14 protein-coding genes are annotated in these 15315 nt (G+C 64.6%); 12 read left to right on the top strand and 2 right to left on the bottom strand.

Annotated elements, in window-relative coordinates; all coding sequences use genetic code 11:
* Positions 1–333: 333 nt before the first annotated feature.
* The 5 genes from GRS80_RS01625 (at position 334) to GRS80_RS01645 (ending at position 7663) form a co-directional block, all read left to right on the top strand.
* Entirely contained in the window at positions 334–618 is a 285-nt protein-coding gene (locus tag GRS80_RS01625) for a hypothetical protein (protein WP_235019608.1), read from the top strand.
* A 152-nt stretch (positions 619–770) separates the two neighbouring features.
* Positions 771–1961 carry a threonine synthase gene (locus GRS80_RS01630; RefSeq protein ID WP_160046110.1) on the top strand — a complete coding sequence of 397 codons (1191 nt, stop codon included), beginning with the start codon at positions 771–773 and terminating at the stop codon, positions 1959–1961.
* A 509-nt stretch (positions 1962–2470) separates the two neighbouring features.
* Entirely contained in the window at positions 2471–6148 is a 3678-nt protein-coding gene (locus GRS80_RS01635) for an MMPL family transporter (protein WP_160046034.1), read from the top strand.
* Positions 6145–6897 (top strand): helix-turn-helix domain-containing protein, encoded by a 753-nt coding sequence (locus tag GRS80_RS01640; RefSeq protein ID WP_160046035.1) that lies wholly within the window; start codon positions 6145–6147, stop codon positions 6895–6897. Before GRS80_RS01635 ends, GRS80_RS01640 begins: the two co-directional genes overlap by 4 nt.
* An 82-nt stretch (positions 6898–6979) precedes the next feature.
* On the top strand, positions 6980–7663 hold the full coding sequence (locus GRS80_RS01645; protein WP_160046036.1) for an HAD-IIB family hydrolase: 684 nt from the start codon (positions 6980–6982) through the stop codon (positions 7661–7663).
* 21 nt (positions 7664–7684) lie between these two features.
* On the opposite strand, the gene GRS80_RS01650 is transcribed toward GRS80_RS01645, so the two are convergent.
* Positions 7685–8881 carry an iron-containing alcohol dehydrogenase gene (locus tag GRS80_RS01650; RefSeq protein ID WP_160046037.1) on the bottom strand — a complete coding sequence of 399 codons (1197 nt, stop codon included), beginning with the start codon at positions 8879–8881 and terminating at the stop codon, positions 7685–7687.
* Positions 8882–8979: 98 nt separating this feature from the next.
* Between GRS80_RS01650 and GRS80_RS01655 the strand changes: the two genes are divergently transcribed.
* The 5 genes from GRS80_RS01655 (at position 8980) to ribB (ending at position 12892) form a co-directional block, all read left to right on the top strand.
* Positions 8980–9309 (top strand): hypothetical protein, encoded by a 330-nt coding sequence (locus tag GRS80_RS01655; protein ID WP_160046038.1) that lies wholly within the window; start codon positions 8980–8982, stop codon positions 9307–9309.
* Positions 9310–9388: 79 nt separating this feature from the next.
* On the top strand, positions 9389–10423 hold the full coding sequence (gene twy1 / locus GRS80_RS01660; protein WP_160046039.1) for a 4-demethylwyosine synthase TYW1: 1035 nt from the start codon (positions 9389–9391) through the stop codon (positions 10421–10423).
* A gap of 48 nt (positions 10424–10471) precedes the next feature.
* On the top strand, positions 10472–11359 hold the full coding sequence (locus GRS80_RS01665; protein ID WP_343161402.1) for a DICT sensory domain-containing protein: 888 nt from the start codon (positions 10472–10474) through the stop codon (positions 11357–11359).
* 115 nt (positions 11360–11474) lie between these two features.
* A complete protein-coding gene (locus GRS80_RS01670) occupies positions 11475–12179 on the top strand; it encodes a DUF120 domain-containing protein (RefSeq protein WP_160046041.1) in 705 nt (234 codons plus the stop codon).
* Positions 12179–12892 carry a 3,4-dihydroxy-2-butanone-4-phosphate synthase gene (ribB, locus tag GRS80_RS01675; RefSeq protein WP_160046042.1) on the top strand — a complete coding sequence of 238 codons (714 nt, stop codon included), beginning with the start codon at positions 12179–12181 and terminating at the stop codon, positions 12890–12892. Before GRS80_RS01670 ends, ribB begins: the two co-directional genes overlap by 1 nt.
* Before the next feature lie 145 nt (positions 12893–13037).
* Here the strand turns inward: ribB and GRS80_RS01680 are convergent, their stop codons facing one another.
* On the bottom strand, positions 13038–13388 hold the full coding sequence (locus GRS80_RS01680; RefSeq protein WP_160046043.1) for a hypothetical protein: 351 nt from the start codon (positions 13386–13388) through the stop codon (positions 13038–13040).
* Between the two features lie 216 nt (positions 13389–13604).
* Here GRS80_RS01680 and GRS80_RS01685 point away from each other — a divergent pair, with 216 nt between their 5' ends.
* Positions 13605–14132, top strand: coding sequence for a helix-turn-helix domain-containing protein (locus GRS80_RS01685; RefSeq protein WP_160046044.1), 528 nt, complete (start codon positions 13605–13607; stop codon positions 14130–14132).
* A gap of 250 nt (positions 14133–14382) precedes the next feature.
* On the top strand, positions 14383–15312 hold the full coding sequence (locus tag GRS80_RS01690) for a branched-chain amino acid transaminase (RefSeq protein ID WP_160046045.1): 930 nt from the start codon (positions 14383–14385) through the stop codon (positions 15310–15312).
* Positions 15313–15315: the final 3 nt, after the last annotated feature.

Consider the following 15315-nt stretch of genomic DNA (forward strand, 5'->3'; position numbering starts at 1 on the left):
CGCCGGCTTCATCGAGCCGATCACGGAGGAACTGCCCATCGAGTACGCGGTCGAACTGAATCGCTTGATCGAACTCGAGATGGAGGGAAGTCTCGGCTAAGCGGTCGATATGAGTAAACGGAACTCACACCGTAGAAAGCGGTCGAACCGACGATCGGATAGGAACTCCAGCGGGAAGTTGCTGGGAACACGGATCTCGAAAGCGAGATATACATGAAACACGGAACGGATACCGAATCGCCACGGCTTCGATGCTACGAGTGCGGATGCCAGTACGGGTATCTTGGATCGAATCCACACCCGGGTCGATGCCCGTCATGCGGCTCGAGGTGCGTGTCTCCAGCTGGCGAACTCGTCGTCATCAACGTCGAAAAATGGCAAAACGCCACCGGGCTCTCGAAGATCTGGGTCGAGACGATCGACGAACGGGACCGTCAGTTTCGATTCGAGATTGTAGCGGCTGGAAGTGAGGGCAAGGTGGTTACCGTCACTGTCGGGGATGCTGTCCTCGATCCGGCAATGGACCCTTCTCTGCAACGTCTTCCTCCAGTTATTTCGGAGCTGGTCGCACACATCGGTATCTCCGACCTCGAACCGGGACGGACATCGCCCGCCTGATGCGGATTGCTGTCGTTTGGTGCCGATGATCGGTCGGACGGGGCAGCGGCCGAACGACTCGCGATTTGAACTTGCTTTTTGTTGCGCTCGGCGTACTACTCCGGCCCGATGGACAGTCATTAGTCTGGGGCCGCGAACAATCGCGTATGGAACTGGCAACGACTGACGCGTTCGTTGGCCTCGAGTGCGTCGACTGCGACGCGACTTACGACGCCGACGAAACGAACCGGTGTCCGGACTGCGGGGGGATTCTCGAGCCGAGTTACGACTACGACGCGATCGACCTCGAGCGGGAGGCCCTCGAGTCGCGGTCGTTCGACTCGCTGTGGCGCTACGAGGAACTGCTCCCCTTCGTCAGGGAAACGGCCGTTACGACCGACGAGGGGGCAACGCCGCTGGTCGAGTGTCCGACCCTCGCCGAGGAACTCGGCGTCGGCCGGCTGCTGATCAAAGACGAAGGGCGGAATCCGACGGGAACGATCCGGGACCGCGGCCAGTCGGTGGCGGTCACGGCCGTCGCCGGACGCGGCGGGACCGACGTCGCACTCGCGTCGACGGGCGACGGCGGGCAGTCCGCGGCGGCCTACGCCGGCCGCGCGGGCCTCGAGTCTCACGTCTATCTCCCCTCGCGCTCGGGCTTTTCGAACAAGGCGATGGTGAACGTCCACGGCGGCGACATGAACGTCGTCGGCGGGCGCTACGACGACGCCGTCGGTGCCTTCGAGGAAGGCCTCGCGGAACACGACGAGTGGGAATCGCTGCAGGCGTTTTCGACGCCGTACCGCCACGAGGGCGAGAAGACGACGCTGTTCGAGATCACGGAGCAACTCGAGTGGGCGGTGCCCGACGCGGTCGTCTACCCGACCGGCGGCGGGGTCGCGCTGGTCGGCGGTTGCAAGGCGGCGACGGAGTTGCAGACGCTCGGACTGGTCGACGACCGGCCGTCGCTGTACGCCGCCCAGGCCGAGGGTTGTGCGCCGATCGTCGACGCGTTCGAGTCGGGGGCCGCCGATACGGAACCGGTCGAGACGCCCGACACGATCTGTGGCGGGATCGAGGTACCCGATCCTGTCGCCGGTGGGAGGGTACTCGAGGCAATCTCCGAGACCGGCGGCGGCGCGGTCGCGACCGACGACCAGGACATCCTCGAGGCGGGCGTGACGGTGGCCCAACACGAGGGCCTCGAGATGACCCCGAGCGCCGCGGCGGCGGCCGGCGGTGCGTGGGAACTCGCCGAGCGCGGCGAGTTCGACGGCGACGAGACGGTCGTTCTCGTCAACACCGCGACCGGGAACAAGGAGGCGGACGTGTTGCGCAGTTACCTGATGAGCCAGGGCGTCTAGACGGTCTCAGGCTCGCCGAGTGGGCGAGTCGGTCCGCGTTACCGTCACGTCTCGAAAGTCACCTGGGTTACGATCGGCCTCGAGACTCCCCGTCCTTGCCGATCGCTTTTGCGGATTCGTCGCCGCCTTCGGGCGGCCACTCCTTTACTTCGCACCCCTGTACCTCGTTTCTCTCCAACCTCGGCACGTCACTCCGTTCTGCCCCGTCCCTCGCACGGGGGTGGCGACGACGTTTCGCAGCGCCCGATGCCGTCACCAGCGCACGCCGATGGGGGCGAATGGGAACTACCACCCAACGTATTGGTAAGAAATGTGCGGGGTACGTTACGGTGGGTTGGAGGGACGATAACGAACTTCATTGGGTCCCTCAGTGCTCGAGATGTGTATCAACGGTCGTGACGTTCACGATAATGTAAGTCTGCAAACACGTATATGCGGTCGTGTTTTTAGGATCGTAACAACAGCATGGTCCTCGAACCTGTCTACCTCGAGTCGGCGGAGGAGATCGAATGAGCGCGGCGGATCGGATCGCGAAGTTCGTCACCTCCAACGCGCGCATCGTTCTCGTTTCCCTCTTGCTCACGACGGCGCTGGTCGGCGCCGGCGCGTCGATGGTCGACGACGACTCTTCGCTCGAGCAGTTCGAGAGCGACTCGCCCGAGGGCGAAGCGATGGAAGCGATCGACGACCGCTTCGGCGTCGACGACGAGGAGGAGACGACCAGCGTGCAGGTGATCACCCGCGGCGACGGCGAGAACGTTCTGACGCGGGAATCACTGCTCGAGTCCCTCGAGTTCCAGGAGGAGATCAGGGAGAACGGATCGATCAACGAGACGCTCGTCGAAGACGACGCGATCACCGGCGTCGAGAACGTGGTCGCGATCACGGCGATCACGAACGAGCAGATCGCGGAACTCGAGGAACTGGGCGACGACATCGAGGAACGAGAGACGGAGTTGAACGAGACGAGCGAGGAACTCGAGGAACGCGGCGAGGAGCTCGAGCAACGTGGTGAGGAGCTCGAAGAGCGTGGTGGGGAACTCGAAGAGCGAGGTGCCGAACTCGAGCAACGCGAGGCGGAGTTAAACGAGACGAGCGAACGGCTCGAGGACGGCATCGACGCGTCGATCGGCATCCAGCGCGAGTACGAGGAGCTGGCAGCGACTTACGACGAAGACGACCCCGAGTATCAGGAGGGTGCGGCCGAACTCGAGGCGGAGTTCGACGCCACGATCGAGGAGGCGACCGCGGGCCTCGACGACGAACAGGCCGCCGAGTACGAGGAACTGGCCCAGCAGGCGCGGGCGATCGAGTCGGATCGGTTCGCGATCGAGCAGACGACCGACGACCCCGAGTCGGATCCGGAGTACCAGGAGCTCACCGAAGCGCTCGAGGACGTCTACCTCGGCGCGACGATGGCCGTTCTCGAGGAGGAGTACGAGCAACTCGAGGAAGAGGCCGACGAACTCGAAGCGGAAAGAGCCCAACTCGAGGCCGAGAGCGAGCAACTCGAGGAAGACAGCGAGCAACTCGAGGCCGAGAGCGAGCAACTCGAGGAGGAGTACGAACGGCTCGGTGAGGACGCCGAGGAACTCGAGGAACTGCAGGACGAACTCGAGGACGACGACGGACCGACGCTCGACGAACAGATCGAGACGCTCTCCGAGATCGACGACGACGAGTTCGAGGAGGCCCTCGAGGACGCGCTGTCGGACGACGACGAGAACCAGGGAGCCGCCCTCGGGTTCATGCCCTCCGACTACGATCCGGGATCGACCGAGGCTGACGCGCGGATGACGTTCGTCACCCAGGAGATCGGCGACGCCGACATCGAGACGGGTGCCGTCGACGAGGACGTCCTCGAGACCCAACTCGACCTCCAAGAACTTGCGGCCGGCCACGAACACGAGCAGATCGTCTTCGGCGTCGGCATCATCACCGACGAGATCGACCGCTCGATGGGCGACAGTCTGGCGATCGTCGGACCGCTCGCGCTCGCGTTCGTCGTCGCCGCACTCCTGATCGCCTACCGCGATCCGCTCGATATCGTCCTTGGCGTCGTCGGCATCGTGACGGTGTTGGTCTGGACGTTCGGCTTCATGGGCTGGACGGGGATCGCGTTCAACCAGATGATGATCGCGATTCCCGTCCTGTTGATCGGGCTCTCGATCGATTATGCGATTCACGTCTTCATGCGGTATCGAGAGCAACGCGAGACGCCACGGGTCTCGGATGAGCGAACGGGGAGTGAACCGACCCGTGAGCAACGTGAGACCCCACGGGTCTCGGACGAGCGAGCGGAGAGTGAACCGACCCGTGAGCACCGCGAGACGCCACGGGTCTCGGACGAACGAACGGGCGATCGTGCCGTCACGGACTCGAGCACCGTCCGCGGATCGATGGGCGTCGCGCTCGCGGGCGTCGGTGTCGCGCTCGTCTGGGTCACGGCGACGACCGCGATCGGATTTCTCGCGAACCTGATCAGCCCGATCGGCCCGATCCAGGAGTTCGGCGTCGTGAGCGCGTTCGGTATCCTCGCGGCGCTGGTCGTCTTCGGCGGGCTGATTCCGGCGGCGAAAGTCGAGATCGACTCGGCGCTCGAGGCCCGGGGTTTCGACCGCCGCAAGCGCGCGTTCGGCACCGGGGGCGGACGGCTGGGTGACGTCCTCTCCGTGGGTGCAGTCGCGGCCAGGCGGGCACCGCTCGTGTTGTTGCTCGTCGTCCTCCTCGTGACCGCCGGCGGCGTCTACGGCGCGAGCCAGGTCGACACCAGCTTCGACGAGGAGGATTTCCTGGCGGAGAGTCCGCCAGCGTGGACGGAGTCGCTTCCCGGCGGGATGGCACCTGGCGAGTACCAGGCCGCTGGCGATCTCGACTACGTCAACGAGAACTTCCAGCGCGACGATCTGCAGGCACAGATTCTCGTCGAGGGCGACGTCGCCGACGGGGACGTGCTGGAACGCCTCGAGACGGCCCAGGACGAAGCCGCCGCCAGCGACGTCGCGTACACCCTGCCCAACGGCGAAGCCGACGTCCAGGGGCCGCTATCGGTTATGGAGGAGACCGCCGCCCAGAACGAGTCGTTCAACGAATCGTTCGAGGCCGCCGACACGACGGGTGACGGGATTCCGGACGAGAACGTCGAGGCACTGTACGACGAACTGTTCGAAGTGAACGAAGACGAGGCGAGGCAGGTCCTCCACCGGAGCGACGACGGGACGTACGACGCCACTCGGCTGATCGTCGCCGTCGAGGGCGATGCGGCGTTCGAGCAGACGACCGACGAGATGCGTGCCATCGCGGCGACGATCGACGACGACGGCGTCGGCGACGAACGCGGGCTCGAGGCCGGTGAGCGAGCCGACGGCGAGTCGACGAACGATGACGAAATAGACGAGGACGACCCAGCGGTTCTCGCCGGTTCGGGCGGTGTCAGCGCCATCGCCACCGGCGACCCGATCGTCAACTACATCGTCGAACAGGATCTGCTCGACACCGTCCTCCAGAGCCTGTTGATAACGCTCGTCGCGGTATTTACCTTCCTCTCGATCGCCTACCGGCTGACCGGAAACAGCGCGACGCTCGGCGTCGTGACGTTGTTGCCAGTCGCGTTCGCCGTCAGCTGGATTCTGGGGACGATGTACCTCATCGGGATGCCCTTTAACGTCCTGACGGGGATGATCACCAGCCTCACGATCGGCCTCGGGGTCGCCTACAGCATTCACGTCAGCTCCCGGTACACCCTCGAACTCGAGCGCCAGGGCAACGTCTGGTTGGCCCTCGAGACGACGGTCACCGGCACCGGCGGCGCGCTCCTCGGAAGCGCGGCGACGACCGTCGGCGGCTTCGGCACACTCGCGTTCGCCATCCTCCCGGTGCTCGAGCAGTTCGGGATCATCACGGCGTTGACGATCACGTACGCGTTCCTCGCGAGCGTCATCGTCCTCCCGACGCTGTTGGTCCTCTGGACCCGGTACTTCGGTCCCGACGTGTCCTTCGACGTCCGGTCGCTTCGTCGGCCGACGCCGACGGCAAGCGACGGCGGGATGCCCGAAGACGTCGATCGCGACGGCGGTGAGGAGAACCCTGCGGACGCGACCGAAACGAACGGAACCGACGGGGCGACGGCAGGCGGAGATGTCGACAGTGCGGGCCGGAGCCGTCCCGACGACGGAGGTGGAGAATGAGCACGGACGAGACCGAAGCCGTCGACGCCTTCGAGCGCCTCGGGCTCACCAGCTACGAAGCGAAGGTGTTCATCGCGCTCCACCGCCTCGGCTCCGGCACCGCACGGGACGTCGCCCACATTGCGGACGTCCCCCGGTCGCAAGTCTACAGTGTCGCCGAGAGTCTGGGGGACCGGGGGCTGCTCGAGGTCCAGCAATCGAACCCGATCCGCTACCGGCCGGTCAGCGTCGAGGAAGCCCGAGAAACGCTCGAGAAACGGTTCGAGCACGAACGCGAACGTGCGTTCGACTACGTCGATCGAGTGAGCGAGGAGTCGGTCGGCGAGGAGACCCAGGAGGACATCTGGACGGTCCGGGGCCGCGACCGGGTCGACGACCGGGTCGTCGATCTCCTCTCGAGCGCCGAGGACCGGATCGTCTTCGGGACCCGGCTACCGGCGCTTGTCACCGACGAGATCGAGGCGACCCTCCGGAATCGGGCCACTGCGGGCGTTTCGGTTCTCGCCGTCAGCCGGACTGGCGCAGTCAGAGAACGGCTCGCATCGCTCGAGGGCGTCGAGTGTGAACTGCCGCCGGACCACCACGGCGACGACCAGCGGTCCGGTCGGATCGTTATCGTCGACGACGACGGAATCCTGCTCAGCGTCGTCGACGACGATGGCGGCGAGACGGCGATCTGGAGCTCCGGATCACGGTTTGCCTCCGTTCTGATCCAGCTCATCAGAGCTAGCACGCAGACGCCGGCGTGAGAGGGGTCGCTCACTCGCTGGCGACGGGAGCGACCTGCTTTCGATCCGACCGCTTTAGACGACGGAACGCCTACGTCGTGGTATGACGGCCGACCCGCCGCTGCTTCTCGACATTGACGGCACGTTGACCCGCCCCGACGCCTGGGGGATCGACCCCCGGATCTTCGATCCGCTGCGCGAGTGGGACGCCCCGGTCGTCGTCGCCACCGGGAAGGCGTTTCCGTACCCGATCGCGCTCTGTCACTTCGCCGCGATCCCCGAACTCGTCGTCGCCGAAAACGGCGGCGTCGTCTACACCGGCGACGACATCTTCGTCACCGCCGACCGCGAGGCACCTCGAGCCGTCGCCGAGGCCTACCGCGCGGCGGGCTACTCGCTGGGCTGGGGCGAGGAGGACACCGTCAACCGCTGGCGTGAGACCGAAATCGCCGTCAACCGCGAACAGCCGCTCGAGCCGCTTCGCGAGATCGCCGCCGAGTTCGGCCTCGAGGTGATCGACACCGGCTACGCCTACCACGTCAAGGATACGACGCCGAACAAGGGCGATGGTGTCGAGCGGATCGCCGACCACATCGGGTTCGACCTCGCCGACGCCGTCGCCGTCGGTGACTCGATCAACGATGTCCCGACGTTCCGGGTCGCCGGCCGAAGTTTTGCCGTCGCGAACGCCGACGAGGACGCGAAAGCGGCCGCCGACGAACTGCTCGAGGAGATCCACGCCGACGGCACGCTTTCGGTCCTCGAGCGGGTTCGCGACTCGAGATGATCGGTTCGTCGAAGACAGCCGTCAGTAAGCCGTCTCGAAGACGCCCACGATGTCGTCTTTCGTCATCCGCCGCGGGTTCCGATCGACGTTGTGCCGGGAGTGTTCGAGCGCGATGTCGGCGAAGGCGTCGAACGCGTTCGGGTCGACGTCCGCCTCGAGGTCGCGGATCCGGTTCGGAATCCCGATACCGTCGTTGAGTTCCTCGACGGCATCGACGCCGCGGTAGGCGCACTCGAGGGTGGTCTCGCCGTCGCGTTCGGGAACGCCGAGGAGGGTCGCGATCTCGGCGAATCGGTCGGCTTCGGCGGGGACGTTGTACGCCATCACGTGTGGGAGCAAGACGGCGTTGGCGAGCCCGTGACCGAGCCCGCACTCGGTGGCGAGCGGGTAGGTGAGCGCGTGGACGGCCCCGAGCCCGGAGTTGACGAACGCCTGGCCGCCGAGCATCGCGGCAAGGCTCATCCCGTAGCGGGCTTCGTCGTTGTGTTCGCCCTGGTGGATCGCCTCCCTGAGATTGTCGCCGACCAACTCGATCGCCCGTCGTGCGAGCGCGTCGGTGTAGGGGGTTCGAAGCGTCGAGACGTACGCCTCGACGGCGTGGGTGAGCGCGTCCATCCCGGTGGCGGCCACGACTCCCGGCGGCTGTGAGCGCGTCAGCTCCGGATCGACGATCGCCAGTTCCGCGAAGAGGTGATCGGAGTAGACGACCTTCTTGTTCCCCCCGTCGTCGCCGTCGGCGAAGACGCCGATGTGCGTCACCTCGCTACCGGTTCCGGCAGTGGTCGGCAACAGCACCGTCGGTCTGCCGGGCCCGGGGACGTTCCCCATCCCGAGTAGCTCTCGTACAGGGACGTCGTGTTCGGCCAGTGCGGACGCGGCTTTCGCCGTATCGAGGCTGGAGCCGCCGCCGACGCCGATCATGACGTCGGCATCGACCCGCGTCAGTTCGTCTGCCGCACGTTCGACGAGTTCGAGTTTCGGCTCCGGCTGGACGCCGTCGTACGTCTCGACGTCGACGTCCGCCGCCTCGAGCGCCGCGAAGACAGGGTCGGCCGCGCCTGCCTCGAGGACGCCCTCGTCGGTGACGACGAGCGCCGACTCGAGGTCCTCGTCGGTGACGTAGCCCTCGAGTTTCGCCGTCGCCCCCATCCCGTACTGGATCGCGTTCGGACTGCGAACTGCGTTGACGTCGTCGATCGAACCGATGCCATCGAACATGCTGGAATAGATCCCGATACGGGACAAAAGTGTTTACTTCCGTGAATGTATCGCTCGCTCGCGGAACCCTTTTGCCGTCGTCGACCGGATTCGTCGGTATGGTCGTGGAGTCGCCGCTGGTCGCCGCGCTCGGACTCGTGGCGACAGCCGTTATCTTCTGGATCGTCCGCTGGGACGCGATCCGCTCGGAGATCGGCCGACCACAGTTGTGGGCCGCCGTGGCCGCGGTCCCGTTTCTGGTCGGCATCTCGCTGTATCTGTTCGCGACGGTCCCGACGACGGGTGTCATCATGACCGCGAACACGGGGCTCGTCCTCTACACGTTCGAACGGGAGGTCGTGGCCGAGGACGACCAACCGGCCGAACCCGGACAGCTTCCACACGCCCCGTCCGAATCGACTCGAGGAGAGGACGGCTCCGAGGAGTGATCGAGCCGGCCGAGGGTCGATTGCGTTCGGAGACGGACACCACACGGCTTTTGTCCGCGCCACTCGAACCGACGCTATCATGAGCGACTCCGCCGACACCGGCGATTCCCTGACAGGGGCGGGGACGGACGCCGAGGGGGGCGACGACGGCGGCCCGGCCCAGGTCTCGAGTCCGAACTACCACAGCGAGAATCACACGGCGGCCCAGACCTGCGGCTGGACCGCAAACGCCCTGCGCGGGGAGGGCAAGTGCTACAAGAACATCTACTACGGCATCGAGTCACACCGCTGCATCCAGATGACGCCCGTGGTCAGGTGCAACGAGCGCTGTGTCTTCTGCTGGCGCGATCACAACGGTCACGCCTACGAGATGGACGACGTCGAGTGGGACGACCCCGAGGCCGTCGTCGACGCCTCGATCGACCTCCAGAAGAAACTCCTCTCGGGCTTTGGCGGCAACGAGGAGGTCCCCCGCGAGGTGTTCGAGGAGTCGATGGAGCCACGCCACGTCGCCATCTCGCTTGACGGCGAGCCGACGCTCTACCCCTACCTTCCCGAACTGATCGAGGCCTTCCACGACCGGGACATCACGACGTTTCTGGTCTCCAACGGTACCCGTCCGGAGGTGTTGCGGGAGTGCGATCCGACCCAGCTCTACGTCAGCGTCGACGCACCCGAACGACACACCTTCGATCAGGTCGTCAAGGCGATGGAGGACGACGCCTGGGATCGCCTGCTTAAGACGATGGACGTCCTCGCCGAGAAAGACGAGACCAGGACGGTTCTCCGAACCACGCTGGTCAAAGGCGAGAACATGCACCATCCCGACTGGTACGCCGGGTTCTACCAGCAGGCCGATCCCGACTTCGTCGAACTGAAAGCGTACATGCACGTGGGTCACTCCCGCGGGCGGCTGGATCGGTCGTCGATGCCCGACCACGACGAGGTCGTCGAGTTCGCGGAATCGATCCGGGAGTACATGCCGGCGTTTACCGAGTGCAAGGGGGTCCCTGCCTCTCGAGTCGCCTTGCTCTCGAAGACAACCGATACGTGGGTCCCGAAGCTGAAAAAAGACAGCGAGTTCTGGGAGCGCGACGCCGTCACCGGCGACTGATCGCCGACGGCGAGAACAGTTATGCGTCGTGACGATCTACCGCCGAACGTGATCTCGCGTTCGCTGGTCGACGAGGTCGGTGACGTCGACCACACGATCGCGGTCGTCGGCGACGATACGGCGAGCCCGCTCACGCCGTTGCTCGCTGACGCCTTCGACGACGCCGGCATCTCCGTCGAGACGACCGACGACGCCTCGAACACCAGCGGCGCTGGCGACGGAACCGAATTCGACGTCGACGACCTCGCCGGAGGCGAACTCGACCCTACCGTCGCGACGGGCGTCGAGTCCGACGGGACGACGGCCGTGTTGCTCGAGGAGGGCGTACCGGTCGCGGCGTCGCCGACGATGGATCTCTACGAGTCGATTCTCGCGATCAATTCGGATCTGTTCGCGACCGGCGCACGCGGTCTCGGCGAGGTCGATCTGCCCGATGTGTTGAGCGGTCTGGCGGATAGTCGACTCCGCTTGCGGGGGTATCCGCTCGCACACAGGGAGAAGCTCCTGTTGATCCTCATTTCACGGTACATCGAACAGGAAGCCTGGCAGGGCGACTCCGGGACGCTCCGGTCGGCGTTCCAACAGCTCTCGCGAATCGACGACGAGATCGGGACCCGACGAGCCTACAGACGACTCGCGGAAACCGACGTCGACGTCCACATCTACGGCGTCGACGACGGCGATCGACCGACCGTCGATTCGGCGACGGTCCACGCCGGGACTGGACCGGCCTATCGGGACTCGTGGTTCGTCGTGTATCGTCCGCCGGATGGTGCCAGCACGGACGGGGCTGCACTGGTTTCGGTGGAGACCGAACCCAGGGTCTGGGACGGGTTTTTCACGTTCGATCCCGATCACGTCGCCCGCATCGACGACGCCATTAGCCGCGAGTTCGGAACCAGCGCCGACGAACCCGAGAGATCCGGGCACCGATGACTTTTTCCCTCGATACTTCGATAGCCGAGATAGCTCGCCGGCCGAACCCCATCACAAAATCGTTATCCATTCCATTTCCAATACGCTTTTGGGAGCTGATCTCAAACGGGTACGTATGTCCGTGTCAACGGGGTCCGACGTCGGCTTCGACGAACTCGCCGTTCTGAAACTTCTTGCCCTCGAGGGTGCACTCGAGGGGGACGTCAAACTCTCGTGTTCGCATCTCGCTGACCGACTCGAGGCATCGAACCAGACCGCCTCGCGTCGACTTCGGCGTCTCGAGAGCGCCGATCTCGTCGTCCGAGAGACGGTCAGCGACGGCCAGTGGGTAGAGATCACTGACGAGGGCGAGCGCACACTCCACGCGGAGTACGAGGATTATCGACGACTGTTCGAGACCGACTCGACCGTCGACCTCGATGGATTCGTGACCAGCGGAATGGGGGAAGGACGCCACTACATTTCGCTTCCAGGGTACAAGCGCCAGTTCGCCGAGCGACTCGGCTACGAACCGTTCCCTGGTACACTCAACGTCGACCTCGACGAAGAGAGCGTTCGTCGGCGAGGAGCCGTCACCTCGCTCGAGCCGATTCCGATCGACGGCTGGGAAGACGACGAACGTACGTACGGCCCTGCGGTCTGTCGCCCGGCGACCGTCGAGACGGCCGACGGTGACGTCTACGAGACGGCACACGTCATCTCCCCCGAGCGCACCCACCACGACGACGACCAACTTGAGGTGATCGCACCGGAGAAACTTCGCGAGACGCTCGAACTCGAGGATGGCGATCACGTCATGGTTTCACTTGGTGATCGGTGATGACGGGCAACTGGACCGAACCGCGTCCGAACACGGACGGGCAGCCGGAGGTCTCGACATCGGTCGACAACAGCGCGTTCGAGGAGGCACTCGAGGCGCTTCGAGCGGGCGATCCCGTCCTCGTCCACGACGCCGCAGACCGCGAGGGCGAGACGGACCTCATCTATCACGCGGACGCGGTCACACCCGATGCGGTCGCGCGGATGCGAAACGACGCCGGCGGGCTCATCTGTACGGCGCTCGACCACGAGACCGCCGAGGCGTTCGATCTCCCGTTTCTGACGGAGGAACTCGACCACCCTGCCGCGAGCGACCACGACCTCGGCTACGACGAACGGTCGTCGTTCTCGCTGACGGTCAACCACCGTGATACGTACACAGGTGTCACGGACAAGGACCGTTCACGAACGATCCAAGCACTGGGGGAGGCCGCCACTTCTCCGACCGATGTCACGTTCGCCGAGGAGTTTCGCGTTCCTGGGCACGTCCATCTACTGAAGGCCGCACCCGAGTTGCTGGCCCAGCGGGAAGGTCACACCGAGCTCGGCATCGCGCTCGCGAAGGCAGCCGATCTCTCGCCCGCTGTCGTCGTCTGTGAGATGCTCGACGGTGAAACTGGCGAAGAACGCTCGCCCGTCGACGCTCGAGCGTACGCTCGCCGTAACGGGTTCACGTATCTCGAGGGCAAGGACGTGCTCGCGAACCTGTCGTGATCGATACGGCTGCTCTCCGTCAGTTTCGGGACCGGAGAATGGGTGTGGCCCCACCGATACCGACTCACAATAGACCGTATCGTACGGACCGCAGTGTGTCTGTCCCGATCGATCGGGGACCGGCAATCACTCATCGCAAACCGTATCAGTCGCCGTCGGTCTCCATCGTGTTCCGTCCCGATCCGGGGCCGCTTCGGTAGACGGCATAGAGGATCAGGACGGCGATCGTGAAGTCGAGTCCGTGTTCGACGAGGTGATGGACCGTCATCGGGACGACGCCGAATACCGTTCCGAGACCGACGAACGAGCGAGCGGCGAGCAAGCCGAGGACGACCGTAATCAGGAGGTATCGCGTCGATCGTCGGCGGACGTAGGCGACGACGCCGCAGGCGAACAAAATCGTCGTCCCGAGAGCCGCGAGGACGATCACGGCGAGGAGGACGGGGGCAAGCTGTGGATCGAGCCACCCGATCTCGAACGGGCTCGTGTGGTTCATCTCCGCTATGCTACGTCGGTCGGAGAGACACGTATGTGCTTCGGTCATTCTCGGCGCTGTGGCTCTCGGCTACTCTCACGGCAATGCTCGGGCTCCGGAAATGGACGGGTCATATGGCGGTTCTCAGTTCCCTGGAACAATCGAAACCCGTTATCGTCGTCTACCGACTAGATCAGAGTACGCCGCGACGATCAACGGAAAACGCGATCGATACCAATGAACGAGACACGACGACAGATCGAAGCACACGTCCAGGAAAACGTCGGAATCCACTTCAACGAGCTCGTCCGCGAATCCGAGTTCGCGCCGGGTCAGATCCAGTATCACGTCCGGCGGCTGATCAAGGGCGATCACCTCGTCAGAGCTGAGTTCTACGGCCGAACGCACTACTATCCGCCATCGTACGACGAGTGGGAGCGAGCGGCCCTCGCGTTGTTTCGCCGCGAGACGACCCGCGAAATCGTCGTTCACCTGATCGAACACGAGCCCGCAGATCCGGATTCGGTTGCCGACGCACTCGACATCGCCAGGAGTACCCTCGAGTACCACCTCTCCCGACTCGTCGAGCATGAGATCGTCGAGAAGCGCTATGACGACCGAAAACGAGTCACACTCCGGCTCGCGAACCCCGACCGGACCGGTCGACTGCTGTCGGCGGTCGAGCCGACGGTCCCCGACCGACTCGTCGACCGGTTCACCCGACTCGTCGACAACCTGCTCGAGCCTCCGGCTAACTCGCCCTGACGCCGCTGGGCGCGACCGGACAGGTTGTATCGGCCCGATCGCCCTCCCGTATCTCGGTCAGTCTCGGTCGAACCGCCCTCCGCGGAGCCGTAACGACTCGAGCGCACCTCGTATCCGTCACCGCGTGTGAAACCACAGCTCGGTTCCGGTACGACCGTATTCTGGGCACCGGTGTAACCGTGCCGACGGACCGCGCTCCGTTCGTGTAAATCGCGAACACTTAGTACGGTGGCTTTCTACACCTACGATCATGGGATTCGACGAGATGGACGTCGACACGATCTGGATGGACGGGGAGTACGTCGACTGGGACGAGGCGCAGGTTCACGTCCTCACGCACGGACTCCACTACGGAAGCGGCGTCTTCGAGGGCGCACGCTGTTATGACACCGAGCAGGGGCCGGCCATCTTCCGCTGGGAGGAACACTTAGAACGGCTCTTCCAGTCGGCCAAGCCCTACGAGATGGAGATCGACCACTCGGTCGAGGAACTCACCGAGGCGACGATCGAACTCATCCAGCGCCAGGAGCTTCCCTCCTGTTACATCCGCCCGATCGCCTTCTACGGCTACAACTCGCTGGGCGTCAGTCCCAAGGACTGTCCCACCCGCACCGCCATCGCCGTCTGGCCGTGGGGTGCCTACCTCGGCGAGGAAGCCTTAGAGAACGGCATCGACGTGATGATCTCCTCGTGGCGCAAACACGCCTCGAGCCAGATTCCGACGAATGCGAAGACGACGGGACTGTACGTTAACAGCATGCTCGCCGGCGAGGAAGCCCGTCGCAACGGCTACGCCGAGGCGATCGTCCTGAACAAGGAGGGCAACGTCGCCGAAGGTCCCGGCGAGAACGTCTTTCTCGTTCGCGACGGCGAGATCTACACGCCCGGTCTCTCGGAGTCGATCTTGGACGGCATTACGCGCGAGACCGTGATCACCCTCGCGGAGGATCTCGGCTATACGGTCCACGACAACGTCTCGATCTCCCGAGGTGAACTCAACACGGCCGACGAACTGTTCTTTACTGGCTCGGCAGCCGAGGTTACACCGATCCGCAAGGTCGACAACGTCGTCGTCGGCGACGGCTCGCGCGGACCCGTCACCGAGGACATCCAGTCGCGCTTTTTCGACGTCGTCGAGCGCAAGACAGACGAGTACGACGAGTGGTTCACGTACGTCTAACCG

It is taken from the genome of Natrialba sp. INN-245 (assembly GCF_009807105.1).
GTDB classification, from domain to species: domain Archaea; phylum Halobacteriota; class Halobacteria; order Halobacteriales; family Natrialbaceae; genus Natrarchaeobius; species Natrarchaeobius swarupiae.

Excerpts from the sequence above, each read along its gene's own strand:
- GRS80_RS01635 (WP_160046034.1), top strand. The coding sequence starts at position 2,471 with ATGAGCGCGGCGGATCGGATCGCGAAGTTCGTCACCTCCAACGCGCGC.
- GRS80_RS01640 (WP_160046035.1), top strand. The coding sequence starts at position 6,145 with ATGAGCACGGACGAGACCGAAGCCGTCGACGCCTTCGAGCGCCTCGGG.
- GRS80_RS01645 (WP_160046036.1), top strand. The coding sequence starts at position 6,980 with ATGACGGCCGACCCGCCGCTGCTTCTCGACATTGACGGCACGTTGACC.
- GRS80_RS01650 (WP_160046037.1), bottom strand. The coding sequence starts at position 8,881 with ATGTTCGATGGCATCGGTTCGATCGACGACGTCAACGCAGTTCGCAGT.
- GRS80_RS01655 (WP_160046038.1), top strand. The coding sequence starts at position 8,980 with ATGGTCGTGGAGTCGCCGCTGGTCGCCGCGCTCGGACTCGTGGCGACA.
- twy1 (WP_160046039.1), top strand. The coding sequence starts at position 9,389 with ATGAGCGACTCCGCCGACACCGGCGATTCCCTGACAGGGGCGGGGACG.
- GRS80_RS01670 (WP_160046041.1), top strand. The coding sequence starts at position 11,475 with ATGTCCGTGTCAACGGGGTCCGACGTCGGCTTCGACGAACTCGCCGTT.
- ribB (WP_160046042.1), top strand. The coding sequence starts at position 12,179 with ATGACGGGCAACTGGACCGAACCGCGTCCGAACACGGACGGGCAGCCG.
- GRS80_RS01680 (WP_160046043.1), bottom strand. The coding sequence starts at position 13,388 with ATGAACCACACGAGCCCGTTCGAGATCGGGTGGCTCGATCCACAGCTT.
- GRS80_RS01685 (WP_160046044.1), top strand. The coding sequence starts at position 13,605 with ATGAACGAGACACGACGACAGATCGAAGCACACGTCCAGGAAAACGTC.
- GRS80_RS01690 (WP_160046045.1), top strand. The coding sequence starts at position 14,383 with ATGGGATTCGACGAGATGGACGTCGACACGATCTGGATGGACGGGGAG.